We start from the raw sequence: 14,438 nt of genomic DNA on the forward strand, positions 1-14,438 counted from the left end.
ATACCTCTATTATCTGCTGTAATATAAATAAAGTACGACAAAATGGCGGCCTTGGTAACTACAGAGTAAGGTGCTAAAAATCGAAGGTGTATAATTCAACAGAGAATCTTCTCTGCGTTAAGAAGTTCTAAGTTTGTGCCTTTAAAAATTCCCTACCCAGCCCTATGCATCGTCCTGATGCAGGTCTGGCTCCCACCCGTCCTGGGTGGGAATTACGGTAATTTTCAAATTCACAAACTAAGAACTTCTAAGACTTGCTCAAAATTCTCTTAATGAATTATACACCCTCTTACTTTCAGCACCTTAAATTGGGTAAATCAAGGCCGCTATTGCTTATACAAAACATATATTAACAACTTTAATAGTAATAACTATTTATACTATAGCTAATTTAATAATCAGTGTAAGAATTATATCAATTGACTTACTAAAAAAGTTCAAAGTGCTTAATCCGATAGGGTGACAGGGTTTTAGGCGTAGCCTGTTGAAGTTATACTAGTACCTTCTGATTGCAATTAATTAAGGTATATAAGGAGAATACTAGACTTCAGAGGAGATTTGTAACTCCAAGTGGAGTTTATTAAAAGAATTATTAGGAGTTTTACTCCTTAGAAATAGTTATCTAGTATGTATAACTATTAAAAAACAGTTTTGAAAAATCTCAACATGCTATCGCATTTATTTATAGTAATTCTTTAAGTTGTACTCAATAATACTTACTTAGTAACTTTACAGTGTGGCTACGCCATGCAAAATTATCATTTTGCTTTTTGAAGTCCTAATAATATTTACTATAGTACTTTTTATTTGCAACTAATTAAGGCATGTAAGATTACTGGCTAGCATATATGTATCAATTGAAGAAACTTTGAAGGAATAGCTAGTAGTACTTAAGGCTGCTGTTTTAAAAATTCGTAATTGTGCTCAAGGATGAGCACAGCCCGCTCCCCCACAGGACGTGGGATGGAGCGGGGTAGAATTTTTAAATAAAGCAACCTTTAGTATTACTTTATGAGCTGAAGGTTTCTCAATGATACATATATGCGTTAGCCAAGTAATCTTACATGCCGCTATTTTGTCGCACTTTACTTATATCACTAACTAATTGTATGAAATCCTACTCTTCTAGCTTTAATACTCTAGCTAAAGATTTGGAAGTACTAGCTTGTATGGTTAGCGTTATTATTATTGTAGTAAATGTTACAGATGATATAATTTCTGCATTTGGAAGTTTCATAGAAACAAGCATTCCTGCTAAAGCTGCAGGTATTACACCAGTTTCTCTTATCCACATTAAATAAGCAATTTCTTTAAAACTCCATTTTGCTCTTCTATCAAATATAACTGAAACAAATGCTGATATTGGTCTTGCTACAAATATTAAAATTAATACTACCAACAAGTCACTTCTCCAATACTTAGCTAAAACATCAAATTGTATATGAGTTCCCAAAAGTACAAATATCATCATTCTAAGTATTATTGTCAATACCTCTTTAAATCTAGTATGAGTGATATAGTGTTCTTCAGGTACATGACAGTTTAACATCTTCTTATTTCCACAGATCATTCCAACTATAAATACTGCCATAAATCCGCTGAAGTGGAAGTGCTCAGATATAACATAGGCTCCAATTACAGTTACTATAGAAACTTCTGATGGAAATTCTTTTAAAAATCCCCTTTTACCTTCTGATATAACTCTAGTAGCTATTATTCCCATTATTGAACCTATTATTATTCCGCCACCGGCTGTTTTAACTAGTTCTAAGACACTTCCCCCAATTGATAGTGATCCCCCTGTTAAAACTCCTAGTATTGTAAATGTTATAATTGCTCCTGCAGCATCATTGAAAGCTGACTCTGAAATTATTGTCTGTTTAAGTTTACTGCTTATATTCATATTCTTAAATAATGGAACTAAAACTGATGGATCTGTTGATGCTATAACTGCACCGATTAAAAGAGCGTACATAATATCTAAATTAAATATCTTTGCTGCAAAAAATCCAGTTATAGCTGTAGATATTAGCACACCCACTGTAGCCAGAAGAAGTACCGATAATTTTACCTTATTCAATACTTTTAATTCTATTTCCCTTCCACCATCATACAATATGTATGCTGCACCAAAGGTTAGTATTAATTGATTTCCCAAAGGATACTTGTCTATGTTTATTAAATTTAAAACATGTGGTCCAAGTATAACTCCTGCAAATATAAATAATACTACATCTGGAAGGTGTACTTTTTCACTTAATTTTGCCATAACTACCCCTGATAAGATTACTAGAGCTATTAATTCTAATAACTTTTGTGTAGCTAAAACTGTATCTGTTCCCATAATATCTTCTCCCCCATTTTATCATTAGATAATTAGTACAAAAATTTGCAATATATATTTCAAATAAGACTCATATTACTCCTATTTTTTTTCACTTTCAATATGTTGTATTTTTTCCAAAATAATCTGCAAATTTATACTTAAAAATGAATATGCGCAATCTAACCTTTATAAATACAAGCATTAAAATTTGACTATATTTTTTCACTTCAAATTTTGTTAACAAAAAATTAAAAAACTATTGTCAAAAAACTCTTGACAATAGCCTTATGTTAATTGTATTATACAGTTTTAATTACTTTTTAATGAAGGATTTCCTTCTATTTTTTGTATCTTTTATCTCTAGATTTAGAGACAAGTAATGTTATATCCAACACTAAAGTAGGTAGCGAAATAAATTGTGGATATGCTAAATATTTTGGTTCCCAATTGGGATCAAATTTTTCTTTATACCTGCGAAGTCCAGAAAAGCTGTACCAATAATTCCCTAACTTGTATACAAATTTTGCTAACTTTTCCTGTCTATGCGCATAGGGTGCTACTCCAACATTTGAAAGTGGCGCCATTCCCACATTAAATTCACTATATCCTTTCTCTTGACACCATAGAATCAATTGAAGAAATAGTGTATCCATAGTTCCATTAGGTGCATCATTTTTAAAACGCATTAGGTCGATAGCCATTGATTTGCCATCATATTTTGGCATTAATGTAGCAAAAGCAATTATTTCATCTTTTTCATTCTCTATAACTGCTACTGGTGCACGATTAATATATTCTTCTTGGAACCATCCAAGAGAAAATCCCTTTTCTTTTCTTCCTTCTAACCAAGCATCTGAAATATTTCTTAGTTCTGATATAATCTCTTTAGAAAAAGGCGGATCAATAACCTGGAATTTTAGATTAGCCTTTTCAAATCTATTTTTTACAAGCCTTAAATCTTTCTTTTTCTTACCATCTAAATTAAAAGTAGTTAAATCTACAACTGCTTCTTCACCTAATTTAAAAAAGTAATAACCATTTTGGTGATACATAGATAAATATTTTTCAGATATTTGATAAAAGGCTGGATTAAGTGCATACTTATCCGCAAAAGCTTGAAACTCTTGGATTGCATCTTCAAATAGCGCTTCTTCTCCAATAGGATCACCTAAAACTACCAGCTTATCTCTAATCTTTGAATAGGCAATAAGGACCTTTTCATCTTGAGCCCAATAAAAATTTTTATCTCTTAAAAACAGTAAATGAGTTCTATAGCTTCCTTCATATTTATTTAAAAATTTGTTAAGCTTATTTAACTCATCATCATTTATAGTTTTATCGAAAGGTCTTTTAGGACTAAGTAGTATAGCCATACCTATAAAAAACCAGGTAAGTCCAAATGCATATATGGCATTGTTTATAAATGCTTCCTTCCCAACAAAAACTTTCTCTGTTATCCCTAGATGTTTATAAATTTTCACAAAGCCTAAACTTGCATTATTAGCAAGAGCTACATAAATTCCCATACTTAGTGATGTTATAATCAAAAACATAAATAGCGTACTAAGTCTTATAGGAGCACTTTCACGATAATATCGCTTTCTTGTAAACCACAACAAAAATGCAGCTACCAGCAAAAATAATGCTTCTTCATAATCTAGTCCCTTTGCAAAAGTAAATAGTGCACCAGTTAAGAGTAGTCCTATTGTAAAAAAATAAGCTCTCCTTATATGTTCTTTAATCCCCTTTGACACTACTAAAAGCATAAGACCAATGACAATAGAAATTCTGTGTGAAAATCTCATAAATGCAAAGGAGGTTAACTTTGCAACCAAATCCAGCCTATAAGCTATACCTGGTATTGCAGCGGAAAAAATAAGTATAATACCACATATAAATACCAATATAGATAATGCCCAAACTCCAAAATCAAGTATTTGCTTATAATTAGTAAACCAAATTCTTTGCCAGCTAGATAGTGATTTTTGTACAACTTTTACAGGTAAAATGTCCTTTGGAATTTTTTCTGATATTACATCCCCAACTTCAGTCAATGATAATCCTATTCCAATTATCCAAGGTATAATATAATAAAACAATCTATACATAATTAATATTGCCAATGCTTCATGAGGTCTAGACCCCATTATTTGTAACGCCCAATAACATACTAAATCAAAGGAACCTATACCACCTGGTATTAAACTTATAATTCCTGCAGTTGTTGCTATGGTTATTACTCCTAAAGCTTCAAAAAAGCTAACACTTCTTGTGAAATTTATACTTATAATCCACAATAAAGTCCCTGCCATAGTCCATTCAAATATAGATGCTAATGCCAACTTTAATCTTAATAGCCTTGGCTCCTCTAACTCAAAATCTTCTGGAGTAAACTTGTCTCTTAACCATTTAAACCTGTACAATAAAAAATACATTGGCATATAGAGTGCAATTATACATAGAGCACTCATTACTAGCCTATGTTCTATTAATATAGATTTAATATTAAATACATTAATTACTTCCATCAATGCAAGAAAAGATAGTCCTGTAATAGTTGCAGGTGTAATAAGTAAACTAGTATATGCAGCCTTCTCCGTTGGAACCTCTTCTTTTTTATATAGCATAGTTCTTATGCTAGCCCCTGCAAGTCCTACAAACCCTAAAAAACTATTAAATGTATTAGAAATCCATGAAAATTTAAAAATCTTACCCAGTGGAATATTTAACTTAAAATGCCTTACTATAAAATAGTCATATAGTATCATGCTTGCCACAGCAATTAATCCACAAAGTAAAAATAATAAACTTTTGTATCTAGACATGTTATGAAGTAAATATACAGTAAGACTTATATTCAACTTCTTTATTTCTTTGCTTCCTTCTATCAAAATTATTAATATTGATGAAATTGATATTAATAGCTTTATTAAATTTCTTTTATTTTCAATAAAAATAGACTTTAAACTTATAAGTATCCATTTAAAAATATCTTGAATCGTAGTAATCACCAGCCTTCTTAAATAACCTAAAAATCTATCATATTTACACGACTTATTATACAACTAAATATAGTTAGAATTATACTATTAGTAAATTATATCCAACCATTTCATTATTTAACCTTTCATGTCTAAGTTTAGTTAAGTTTTTACTCCCAATATATAAAATATATTAAATTTAATAGTATCAGGTTACAAATTCCTTACAAAGTATATGTTTATCTTGATAATATGAAATTTTTTTAATCACAGCTCTATTTGCTCTGCAGGCATAACAGATAGATTATACACAAATTTCCATATATTTTCAATTAATTTTCTTTAAATTGGAATTTACAGATTAGGTAAGAAGTAAGAGCTAAGAGTTAAGAGTTAAGGTAATAAAAACTTTTATACAAAAAATAAAAATTTTTATTTAATGGGAATTTAATTTTTTAATGTTTAATCTAAACTTTCTGGGAATACTAAATTTGTCTGCTAACTTTACGGTTTCTAATTTAGGAGGTCTGTTGAAATGAGAAATAAAAAGCATAAGTTATTTACTTTTATCGCCATCTTTTTTTTAAGCTATACACTTTTATGCCTATTTCCAAGTTCCTCTGTAAATGCAATTTCTAAAGTTGATGAAGATAAAGTAAAAGAGCGTGTTGCATATATACTTAATCAGAGAAATGCAGCTATTATAAGTGGTACTTTAGATAAATTACCTGAGCTCTTTGACACATCTCAGAAATATGGTATCTGGGCATTAGAACATGAGGTGAAGAGGATAAAATATTTGAATGATTGGTCTTATCAAAGGGGAATGAAATTTACTAATATCAATTCTGCTATGAAGGTAAGAAAAATATCCTCTAGTAAAAATGGAACAAAAATAATATTTGATGAAATATATAAATTTGATTACGTGTATGATAAGGATGAAAATCCAGTTACAAATTCTTTTGGCGTAACTTTAAATCATACAATGGTTTTAACAAACAAAAATGATAATTTAATAGTCTACAACGATTGGTATTTAGATTGCTTTGAAGATGCCCTTAAAGCTTATTCCGGTGAAATAAAAAATATGGATAGGAATAAAACTAATCCAAAGCCTATATTTTCCTTAGGAAATTGCCCTAAAACAGATTATGGAAGTTCTACTGGAAGGTATAATAGATTAAAAGCCGTAGAATATGCAGATAAGTATTGTGGAGTATCCTGGGGAAGTGAAAATGAATTGTCTCATAATAAAAAATATCGAAATTATACAGGTGCTGGTGGAGATTGTACCAATTATGCTTCTCAAGTTATTGGAGATAAGGAAGCAGGTGGTTTAAGACAAGATGGAACCTGGAGGTGCTCTTATCACATTTATGGTAATAGTGAAGGAAGTCAGGCATGGGTAAATGCAGATTCCTTTAGACACTATTTACTATATAGCGGAAAAGGATCACTGATTAAAAAAGGTACCTTTAAAGATGTAACATCAGGAGTTCCCGGATATCCTTGTGGATATGTTCAAAAATTAGAGCTAGGAGATTTAATCTGCTATGCAAAAGGCAATAACATAGATCACTTTTCTGTTATTACTGGTTGGGATTCTCATGGTTATCCATTAGTTAACTCTCATACAGTATCAAGGTATCATGTTCCTTGGGATTTAGGATGGGGAGATAATAAAATTTATTTTCATTTGATTCATATAAGATAATTGCACAAATATTAAAAAAGGAAGATGAATATTATGAACAATAAGAAAAATAGGTTTAAATGTAAACTGTGTTTACTATTGTTTACTATTATAATTACCCTATTTAACGTGCAAAATTCCTCAGCTTTGACTTATGTTGATAATATATCAATTGATAAGAATAAAAAAATAGTTTACTTAACCTTTGATGATGGGCCTAGTCCTGTTATAACAGATAAACTTTTAGATATATTAAAAAAGTATGATGTTAAAGCCACTTTTTTTGTAGTAGGAAAAGAAATACCTGGTCGTGAAAAAATTCTCAGTAGAATATATGAAGAAGGACATAGCATTGGACTTCATACCTATTCTCACAATATAAAAAAGGTCTATTCAAGCGAAGATAATTTTATAAAAGAAATGAACATAGCTAGAGATAAAGTAGCAAAAGTTACCGGATATAAATCTAACATTATACGATTTCCCGGAGGAAGCTACCGTAGGATGACTAAACACATGTTAGAAGAACTTCATGAAAACAATTTTAAAGTTTATGATTGGAATGTAAATCTTGAGGATGGTGTAAGGCCTACACTTCCTGTTAATACCTTTATTAATAATGCTAAAAAGTACAACGAAAACTATAATAGATTAATAGTACTTATGCATTGTAATTACAATAATATTAACACAGTAAAAGCTCTACCAGGCATAATAGAATATTATAAAAGTTTAGATTATAAGTTTGAATCCATTACTGACAATACTAAAGAATATTACTATAGGCTAAAAAAATAGTACACAAAACTAGCCTAGTGTACTATTTTTTTAAAATTCATCTAAAGTAAGTGTTTTATATCCCTTATCCTTAAATAAGTAATAGGTAATAGCTAAGAAGTAATAGTTGTGGTGGAAAATTCAGCCTTGCAGAATTTTTTCAAGAACTCTTACTTTTTACCTATTAGTTCTTACTTAAATAATAAATTTTCACTTATATTTTTTAACTATTCCCTCTTAACTATTACTTATTCATAAAATTCTTCCCATCTCTAATTACAACATCAATAGTTCCTCCTCCTAGACAAGCTTCACCGTCATAAAAAACAACAGCCTGCCCTGGAGTAATAGCCTTTTGAGGCTCATCAAATACTACAATATACTTATCACCATGGTTAATTACTGTAACGCCTTGATCTTTTTGTCTATATCTAAATTTGGCTGTGCACTTAAATCTGTTAGGCTTTTCCTTCTCACTTACCCAATGCACATTTACCGCTTCAAGTCCATAGGAAAATAATTTTGGATGATTTTCACCTTGAGCAACATACAAAATATTATTTTCTAAATCTTTTTCTGCAACAAACCAAGGCTCTCCTGTGCCTTTACCGCCTATACCAAGACCTTTCCTCTGTCCTAGAGTATAGTACATAAGACCATGATGTTTTCCTATTACTTCTTCCTCTAAATTTCTTATATCACCAGACTTAGCCGGAAGATAATTGCTTAGAAATTCGTTAAAATTTCTTTCTCCTATAAAACATATTCCTGTACTGTCTTTTTTCTTAGCAGTTTCAAGTCCTGCCTCTTCCGCAATTTTTCTTACTTCCTTCTTTGGGAGATGTCCTATTGGGAACATAGTCCTTGATAACTGATATTGCCCTAAAGCACATAAAAAGTAGGTTTGATCTTTATTAGGATCATTACCTCTAAGCATCCTGTATTCTCCATCTAGATAATCAACTTGTGCATAATGACCTGTAGCAATGTAGTCTGCTCCAGCTTCCAGTGCATAATCAAGAAATGCCTTAAATTTTATTTCCTTATTACACATTACATCTGGATTAGGAGTCCTTCCCTTCTTATACTCCTCCAGAAAATACGTAAATACTCTATCCCAATACTCTTTTGTAAAATTCACGCTGTAATATGGAATTCCTATTTGATTACATACCATAACCACATCTTCATAGTCATCTGTAGCTGTACAGTTGCCATCCTCATCTTCTTCATCCCAGTTTTTCATAAATACTCCAATTACGTCGTATCCCTGCTGTTTTAGTAACAAGGCTGTAACAGAAGAGTCTACTCCTCCAGACATTCCTACAACTACCTTTATATCTTTTGGTTCTTTTTTCATATATATCAACAGCCTTTCATAAAAATCTTGCCACGTAAAATTCTTATTTTTTCCTAACTTGTTTTTCTTCAATTACTTTAACATCTAATAAATCAAGAATAAACATAAAAAGTGGTATTCCTAATAGCAATCCCCATATACCCATATAATGTTCTGATACAATTAAAATTACAAATGTAAAAAACACTGGAAGTTTAGTATTTACCGCCATAAATTTTGGATTAAGTACATAGCTTTCTAATGAGTGAAGTATAGCAATCATTATTAGCACTGATATAACCTTCATTATTCCCCCAATTTTAAATGCTATGATTGATAATGGAATTACAGAGATAATAACACCTGCTACCGGGATAAGACCTAGTGAGAATATCATGATTCCAAGCCCTAATAGCTGGTGAAATCCCATAATCCATAATGCTATTACAGAAAGTAGAGAGTTTATAAATGCTATAAGTATTTGAGCTTGCATTACTTTTCCAAAAGAATTTAAAAAATTCTTTCCAAAATGCTTAAAATAATGATAGCTTCCACCTATTTTACTACTTTCAAATTTTTTCATAAAAGCTTTGATTTCATCTTTTTCAAGAATAAAAAATAAACTTAAAATTAAAGAAATAAAAATATTGAAACTGAATTTTCCTGCATTAGTAGCCACTTGTAATAAATAATCGCTGCCTGTCTGCAAATTTTTGCCTATATCTATATCTGATAGCATAGAAAACAAATACTTTGTTATTCTATTATTTTCATAGTTGAAGTTGAAGCTAAAATCTGAAATCTGATCTATTATAGTAGCTACTTGATTAACCATTATAGGTATGTATTTGTATATTATAAAAGCAATAATTACAAATAAAGTTGTATATAAGGCTATAGTTACAAATACTCTTTTAATTGGAATTACCTTTCTTAATGCTTTAAGGATAATTTCCTGCAAACTGTATATTAAATATGTAAATAAAAATGTAAGTAGCTCTAAATTTAGTATAGATCTAGTTACATAGAAAAAAACTATTATAAAAAAGAATGCTAACAGTTTTTTAGTAGTTTCCTTTTGAAATAAGTCTTTTAAAAGTACCATTTTACCCCCACCGTCTTTCTCATCTTTTAATCCTTAAAATTTAAATTTATAATAATACAACTAACTACACAATGCAACAATATTAGCATGTATTTTATTAAAAGATTATAACCAAAACTTACCTCATTTAAACCACAAAAGGAAGCAGTACTCTGCTTCCCTTATACCTAAAAAATCAGATAAATTTTCATAACTAATACCAAGCTATAGGGACTTTCATTTATTACTAAACTCAATAGTATTATTTTCGAGACATTCTGTAGAATATATTATTCTTCTTATAGGGAAGGCTTTGTCTTGTTTCTTCCAACCTGTGAATATCATAACATTCCTCTTTTACATAGTTTTCAATGTCACTTGCTCCTGCTGGGTTATATATCACTATATCAGCTCCCATAGAATTCATAAACATTAATATAACTGCATCAGCAAAAGTCATATGTCTTCCTTTATTATTATTATAGATAACTATTTTAGGAACTTTCATAGGATAATCAAAATCTCTCAATAATTCAATTAGTTCTTTATCTAAATTTGTTAAAACAGCAAATATAGATATCTTCATAAGTCTTTCGTCTCTTGCTTCTCTATTGAAAACTAAAAGAGCAAGATCAATAAGCCTATTAAATATGGTTAATCTAATTCTACTTTTAAAGTTTTTGTGTTTCCAAAAGTCTGGTATTTTACAAAATTCTACTATTCTATCTGCTATAGCTTCTTGTAAAACAGGACTTAGTTTTTTATAATTCCAATATTCAGATGTTAATAATGTTTCCTTCTTCATTTCTCCATCTAAGTTCAACATTTGGAAATAAGCTTTGCTTACAGATTTTTTAAATCTATTTTTATAAAGAGGAAATCTTTTAAAGAACAGAGTATCTTCATCTTCAACAAGCTTATTCACTTCTTCTCTATATAACTTTACATCTTCATGAATTCCATTAACCTTAGAAAATAAGTTAGGAATGGTTATTTCATTGTTACCTATCTTCCATCCTGGCCTTATCATTGATTCCTGATTACCCCATAATACTATTTCATCATAGGTAGTCTTTAAGGTGTCCACATGAACCTTATAATTAACAAATTGCCAGGATTTATAGCACCCTGATTCTTTATCATGTAGTATCTCCATCAACTCTTCATTTATTTTATAAGCTTGAGTCTCAGTTCTCTGATTCATAGTATTACTTTCATTAGTTTTATTACAACTTTCCATAGACATATTTTCCACCTTTCCATACTTACTTGGAAAAATATTGATTTTACTAATTTTTAGTATATCTAGGCTTCAACTAATTTTATCATTTAATTTAGATAAAATAAAGTTAAACTTAGATTAGAATCACATTAGAAATATTTTATAAAAAATCATAAAAGCCAGCAATATTTGCTGGCAAAAGCTTTATCTTAGATAAAAATTCTATTTATGCTAAATATACCTCTTCAACTGTTGTAACGTAGTTATCTGCTCCTTCATCAACCATAACAATAATAGTTGGAGAGCCAGCCTTATTTACATATGTTTTATAAGCTTTTAATTCATCTTTATCTAACTCTTCGGCTCTATCTATAATAACCTCTGATTCTCCATTATATTGATATCCATCATAAGCTTTTACAATTTTGGTTTTCAACTTATCTTCTGGACAATCTATTTCTTTAATTATAGAAGCTACATCTTCAATACTTACCATAACTTATTTCCTCCCAACATCACTTATATTTAATATAAATTTGCCTAAATACAACCTATAATTAGTATCTTCAAAGTTAACTAAAATAAACGGCTGTTTTAAGATTAGCATTTCTATCCACAATTTATTGAGATAATTGTAAATTTATCTATATAAAATTTATAATCGATAAAAGTTATCAATTAGTATTGACTATCATATAATAGATATTATATAATAATCCCAAGAGATGTAACTGATGCATATAAATTACCCAAAATACTTTATTCTTAAAGTATTTTAAATAGTATTTTGAGTAATTATAACTTTAGAGATGTTTTAAATAAATATAAAAATCAATATTTATTTAAAACATACCCTAATAATATAGGATTTATTGAGGAAGTGATGTTAAGTATGGAAAAAAAAGTTGAAAATATTGATTTAGTTATCATAGGTTCTGGTCCAGCAGGTTTGACTGCTGCTATATATGCAACTCGTGCTAAACTTAACAGTATAGTACTTGAAAATGAAATAGTAGGCGGACAGATTATAGGAACTTATACAATAGAAAATTATCCTGGTTTTACAAGTATCAGCGGAGAGGAACTAGCTACTAAAATGCAAACTCAAGCTGTACAACTTGGAGCTAAAATAGATGAATTTGATCCAATTGTTTCTGTTAACCTTTCTGATAATGAAAAAACAATAGAAACTCAAAATAAAATTTATAAACCTAAGGCAGTAATAATAGCTGCTGGCTCTCAAAGTAGAAAGCTTCCTGTTCCTGAAGAATCAAAATTTCACGGTAACGGAATTCACTACTGTGAACTATGTGACGGTGCAATGTATGAGGGAAAAGATGTAGTAGTTGTAGGCGGAGGAAATTCAGCTTTAGAAGGAGCCTTATTCTTAACCAAATATGCAAAGAGTATTACACTAGTTCATCAGTTTGATAATTTCCAAGGAAATAAAGCTAACCAAGATGAATTGCTAAATAATCCAAAAGTAAAAGTTATATGGGACAGTGAAGTACGTCACGCTATAGGAAATGACAAATTAGAAGCTGTATCCATTGAAAATATTAAGACAAAAGAAATTTCAGAAATAAAAACTGATGGAATCTTTGTATTCATTGGCAGAGAACCTGCAACAAATTTATTTAAAGATTTTATAAAACTAGATCAGTGGGGATATATTCCTACTGATGAAAATATGAAAACTAATATAAAAGGAGTATATGCTGCTGGAGATATTAGAGTCAAAAAGTTTAGACAGATAACTACGGCTACAGCAGATGGAACAATCGCAGCATTAATGGCTGAGAGATTTATAACAAATAAGGAGGAATAGCTATTATGATAAAAGTATATTCAACACCAACTTGTCCATGGTGTAAAAAGACAAAGTCTTATTTACAATCTAAGAATATTCAATTTGAAGATATAAATGTTGTTACAGATTTACAGGGAAGAGAAGAGATGTTTAAAATCTCTGGTCAATCTGGTGTCCCTGTGTTAAATGTATGTGGAAATGTAATTCTTGGCTTTGATCAACCTGCAATTGATGAAGCTATTACAACTTGCAAAAGCTAAGCAGAAAACTAAAAAAACTTATAGGAGGATTAAATATGGATAGATTAGTAGGAACAAAAGCTCCTGACTTCAAAATGAATGCAGTCACTGGAGATGGAAAAAAGTTTATAGAGGTAAAACTTGATGATTATAAAGGCAAATGGTTAGTTATGTTCTTCTACCCACTTGATTTTACATTTGTATGTCCAACAGAAATAACTGGATTCAGTTCAAGATATGATGAATTTGTAAAAGAAGGTGCAGAAGTACTTGCAGTAAGCTGTGATAGTGAATACTCTCACCAGGCTTGGATTGAACAACCAGGCGGACTTGGAAATATTAAATTTCCTATAGCTTCTGATAAAACAGGAACAGTTGCTGAAAAATATGGTATATATATTACTGAACAGGGTATTTCTCTAAGAGGATTGTTCATTATAGACCCTGAAGGAAATGTTAAATATTCTGTAGTTCATGATCTTAATGTTGGAAGAAGCGTAGATGAAACTTTAAGAGTTTTAAAGGCGTTTAAGACTGGAGGACTATGTGCAGTTAACTGGGAAGAAGGTCAATCAAATCTTTAATATATTACTCCCTTTAAATCATTAAATTATTTAAGGTCAGCATTAATTGCTGACCTTTATTTTTAGAAAGTTTCCATATTATCTAGATTGTCATTTTCACTTCCATTAGGGTTACTTCTTAAATATTCTCTTCCATTTTTAGCTCTGCCTACGTTAACTCCTTCTATTACGCCATCTCTTGCCATCATTATAGCATCATTTATAGCATAAACATTGCCATTATCAGTCATAACATCAGTGATGTCTCCATGAGAATTTTTCTTTACCTTAATTATTTTTGCTTTATCACTCATTTTATCCCCTCCTTGTTACTATTATCTGAATTAAAACTTAGAATATGCATATAATCTATAATTACATTTTTTCTTATTTTACCTATT

12 protein-coding genes are annotated in these 14,438 nt (G+C 30.0%); 5 read left to right on the forward strand and 7 right to left on the reverse strand.

The window, feature by feature from the left end:
* Positions 1-1,117: 1,117 nt before the first annotated feature.
* Both ACWW38_RS04950 and mprF read right to left on the reverse strand, forming a co-directional pair.
* The gene (locus tag ACWW38_RS04950; protein WP_456259698.1) at positions 1,118-2,344 is read right to left on the reverse strand and encodes a cation:proton antiporter; all 1,227 of its coding nucleotides are present in this window, start codon (positions 2,342-2,344) and stop codon (positions 1,118-1,120) included.
* Between the two features lie 320 nt (positions 2,345-2,664).
* A complete protein-coding gene (gene mprF / locus ACWW38_RS04955) occupies positions 2,665-5,337 on the reverse strand; it encodes a bifunctional lysylphosphatidylglycerol flippase/synthetase MprF (RefSeq protein ID WP_456259699.1) in 2,673 nt (890 codons plus the stop codon).
* A gap of 505 nt (positions 5,338-5,842) precedes the next feature.
* Between mprF and ACWW38_RS04960 the strand changes: the two genes are divergently transcribed.
* Positions 5,843-7,024 (forward strand): amidase domain-containing protein, encoded by a 1,182-nt coding sequence (locus ACWW38_RS04960; protein ID WP_456259700.1) that lies wholly within the window; start codon positions 5,843-5,845, stop codon positions 7,022-7,024.
* A gap of 33 nt (positions 7,025-7,057) precedes the next feature.
* Complete coding sequence (locus tag ACWW38_RS04965) at positions 7,058-7,801, forward strand: polysaccharide deacetylase family protein (protein ID WP_456259701.1); 744 nt, start codon at positions 7,058-7,060, stop codon at positions 7,799-7,801.
* Between the two features lie 223 nt (positions 7,802-8,024).
* Here the strand turns inward: ACWW38_RS04965 and mnmA are convergent, their stop codons facing one another.
* The 4 genes from mnmA to ACWW38_RS04985 all read right to left on the reverse strand — a co-directional run bounded on the left by mnmA (position 8,025) and on the right by ACWW38_RS04985 (position 11,921).
* On the reverse strand, positions 8,025-9,140 hold the full coding sequence (mnmA, locus tag ACWW38_RS04970) for a tRNA 2-thiouridine(34) synthase MnmA (protein WP_456259702.1): 1,116 nt from the start codon (positions 9,138-9,140) through the stop codon (positions 8,025-8,027).
* Positions 9,141-9,183: 43 nt separating this feature from the next.
* Positions 9,184-10,224 carry an AI-2E family transporter gene (locus ACWW38_RS04975; protein ID WP_456259703.1) on the reverse strand — a complete coding sequence of 347 codons (1,041 nt, stop codon included), beginning with the start codon at positions 10,222-10,224 and terminating at the stop codon, positions 9,184-9,186.
* Between the two features lie 241 nt (positions 10,225-10,465).
* Positions 10,466-11,443 (reverse strand): YceG family protein, encoded by a 978-nt coding sequence (locus ACWW38_RS04980; protein ID WP_456259704.1) that lies wholly within the window; start codon positions 11,441-11,443, stop codon positions 10,466-10,468.
* Positions 11,444-11,651: 208 nt separating this feature from the next.
* A complete protein-coding gene (locus ACWW38_RS04985; RefSeq protein WP_456259705.1) occupies positions 11,652-11,921 on the reverse strand; it encodes a hypothetical protein in 270 nt (89 codons plus the stop codon).
* A gap of 396 nt (positions 11,922-12,317) precedes the next feature.
* Between ACWW38_RS04985 and trxB the strand changes: the two genes are divergently transcribed.
* The 3 genes from trxB to ACWW38_RS05000 are packed head-to-tail and all read left to right on the forward strand — an operon-like array spanning position 12,318 to position 14,058.
* Entirely contained in the window at positions 12,318-13,253 is a 936-nt protein-coding gene (gene trxB, locus ACWW38_RS04990; protein WP_456259706.1) for a thioredoxin-disulfide reductase, read from the forward strand.
* A 5-nt stretch (positions 13,254-13,258) separates the two neighbouring features.
* Positions 13,259-13,495 (forward strand): glutaredoxin domain-containing protein, encoded by a 237-nt coding sequence (locus ACWW38_RS04995; RefSeq protein WP_456259707.1) that lies wholly within the window; start codon positions 13,259-13,261, stop codon positions 13,493-13,495.
* Positions 13,496-13,530: 35 nt separating this feature from the next.
* Positions 13,531-14,058, forward strand: a complete 528-nt coding sequence (locus ACWW38_RS05000; protein ID WP_456259708.1) for a peroxiredoxin — start codon at positions 13,531-13,533, stop codon at positions 14,056-14,058.
* A gap of 62 nt (positions 14,059-14,120) precedes the next feature.
* On the opposite strand, the gene ACWW38_RS05005 is transcribed toward ACWW38_RS05000, so the two are convergent.
* A complete protein-coding gene (locus ACWW38_RS05005; RefSeq protein ID WP_456259709.1) occupies positions 14,121-14,351 on the reverse strand; it encodes a DUF3892 domain-containing protein in 231 nt (76 codons plus the stop codon).
* Positions 14,352-14,438 lie beyond the last annotated feature (87 nt).

It is taken from the genome of Clostridium sp. JNZ J1-5 (genome assembly GCF_053901425.1).

Excerpts from the sequence above, each read along its gene's own strand:
- ACWW38_RS04950 (WP_456259698.1), bottom strand. The coding sequence starts at position 2,344 with ATGGGAACAGATACAGTTTTAGCTACACAAAAGTTATTAGAATTAATA.
- ACWW38_RS04960 (WP_456259700.1), top strand. The coding sequence starts at position 5,843 with ATGAGAAATAAAAAGCATAAGTTATTTACTTTTATCGCCATCTTTTTT.
- ACWW38_RS04965 (WP_456259701.1), top strand. The coding sequence starts at position 7,058 with ATGAACAATAAGAAAAATAGGTTTAAATGTAAACTGTGTTTACTATTG.
- mnmA (WP_456259702.1), bottom strand. The coding sequence starts at position 9,140 with ATGAAAAAAGAACCAAAAGATATAAAGGTAGTTGTAGGAATGTCTGGA.
- ACWW38_RS04975 (WP_456259703.1), bottom strand. The coding sequence starts at position 10,224 with ATGGTACTTTTAAAAGACTTATTTCAAAAGGAAACTACTAAAAAACTG.
- ACWW38_RS04980 (WP_456259704.1), bottom strand. The coding sequence starts at position 11,443 with ATGGAAAGTTGTAATAAAACTAATGAAAGTAATACTATGAATCAGAGA.
- ACWW38_RS04985 (WP_456259705.1), bottom strand. The coding sequence starts at position 11,921 with ATGGTAAGTATTGAAGATGTAGCTTCTATAATTAAAGAAATAGATTGT.
- trxB (WP_456259706.1), top strand. The coding sequence starts at position 12,318 with ATGGAAAAAAAAGTTGAAAATATTGATTTAGTTATCATAGGTTCTGGT.
- ACWW38_RS04995 (WP_456259707.1), top strand. The coding sequence starts at position 13,259 with ATGATAAAAGTATATTCAACACCAACTTGTCCATGGTGTAAAAAGACA.
- ACWW38_RS05000 (WP_456259708.1), top strand. The coding sequence starts at position 13,531 with ATGGATAGATTAGTAGGAACAAAAGCTCCTGACTTCAAAATGAATGCA.
- ACWW38_RS05005 (WP_456259709.1), bottom strand. The coding sequence starts at position 14,351 with ATGAGTGATAAAGCAAAAATAATTAAGGTAAAGAAAAATTCTCATGGA.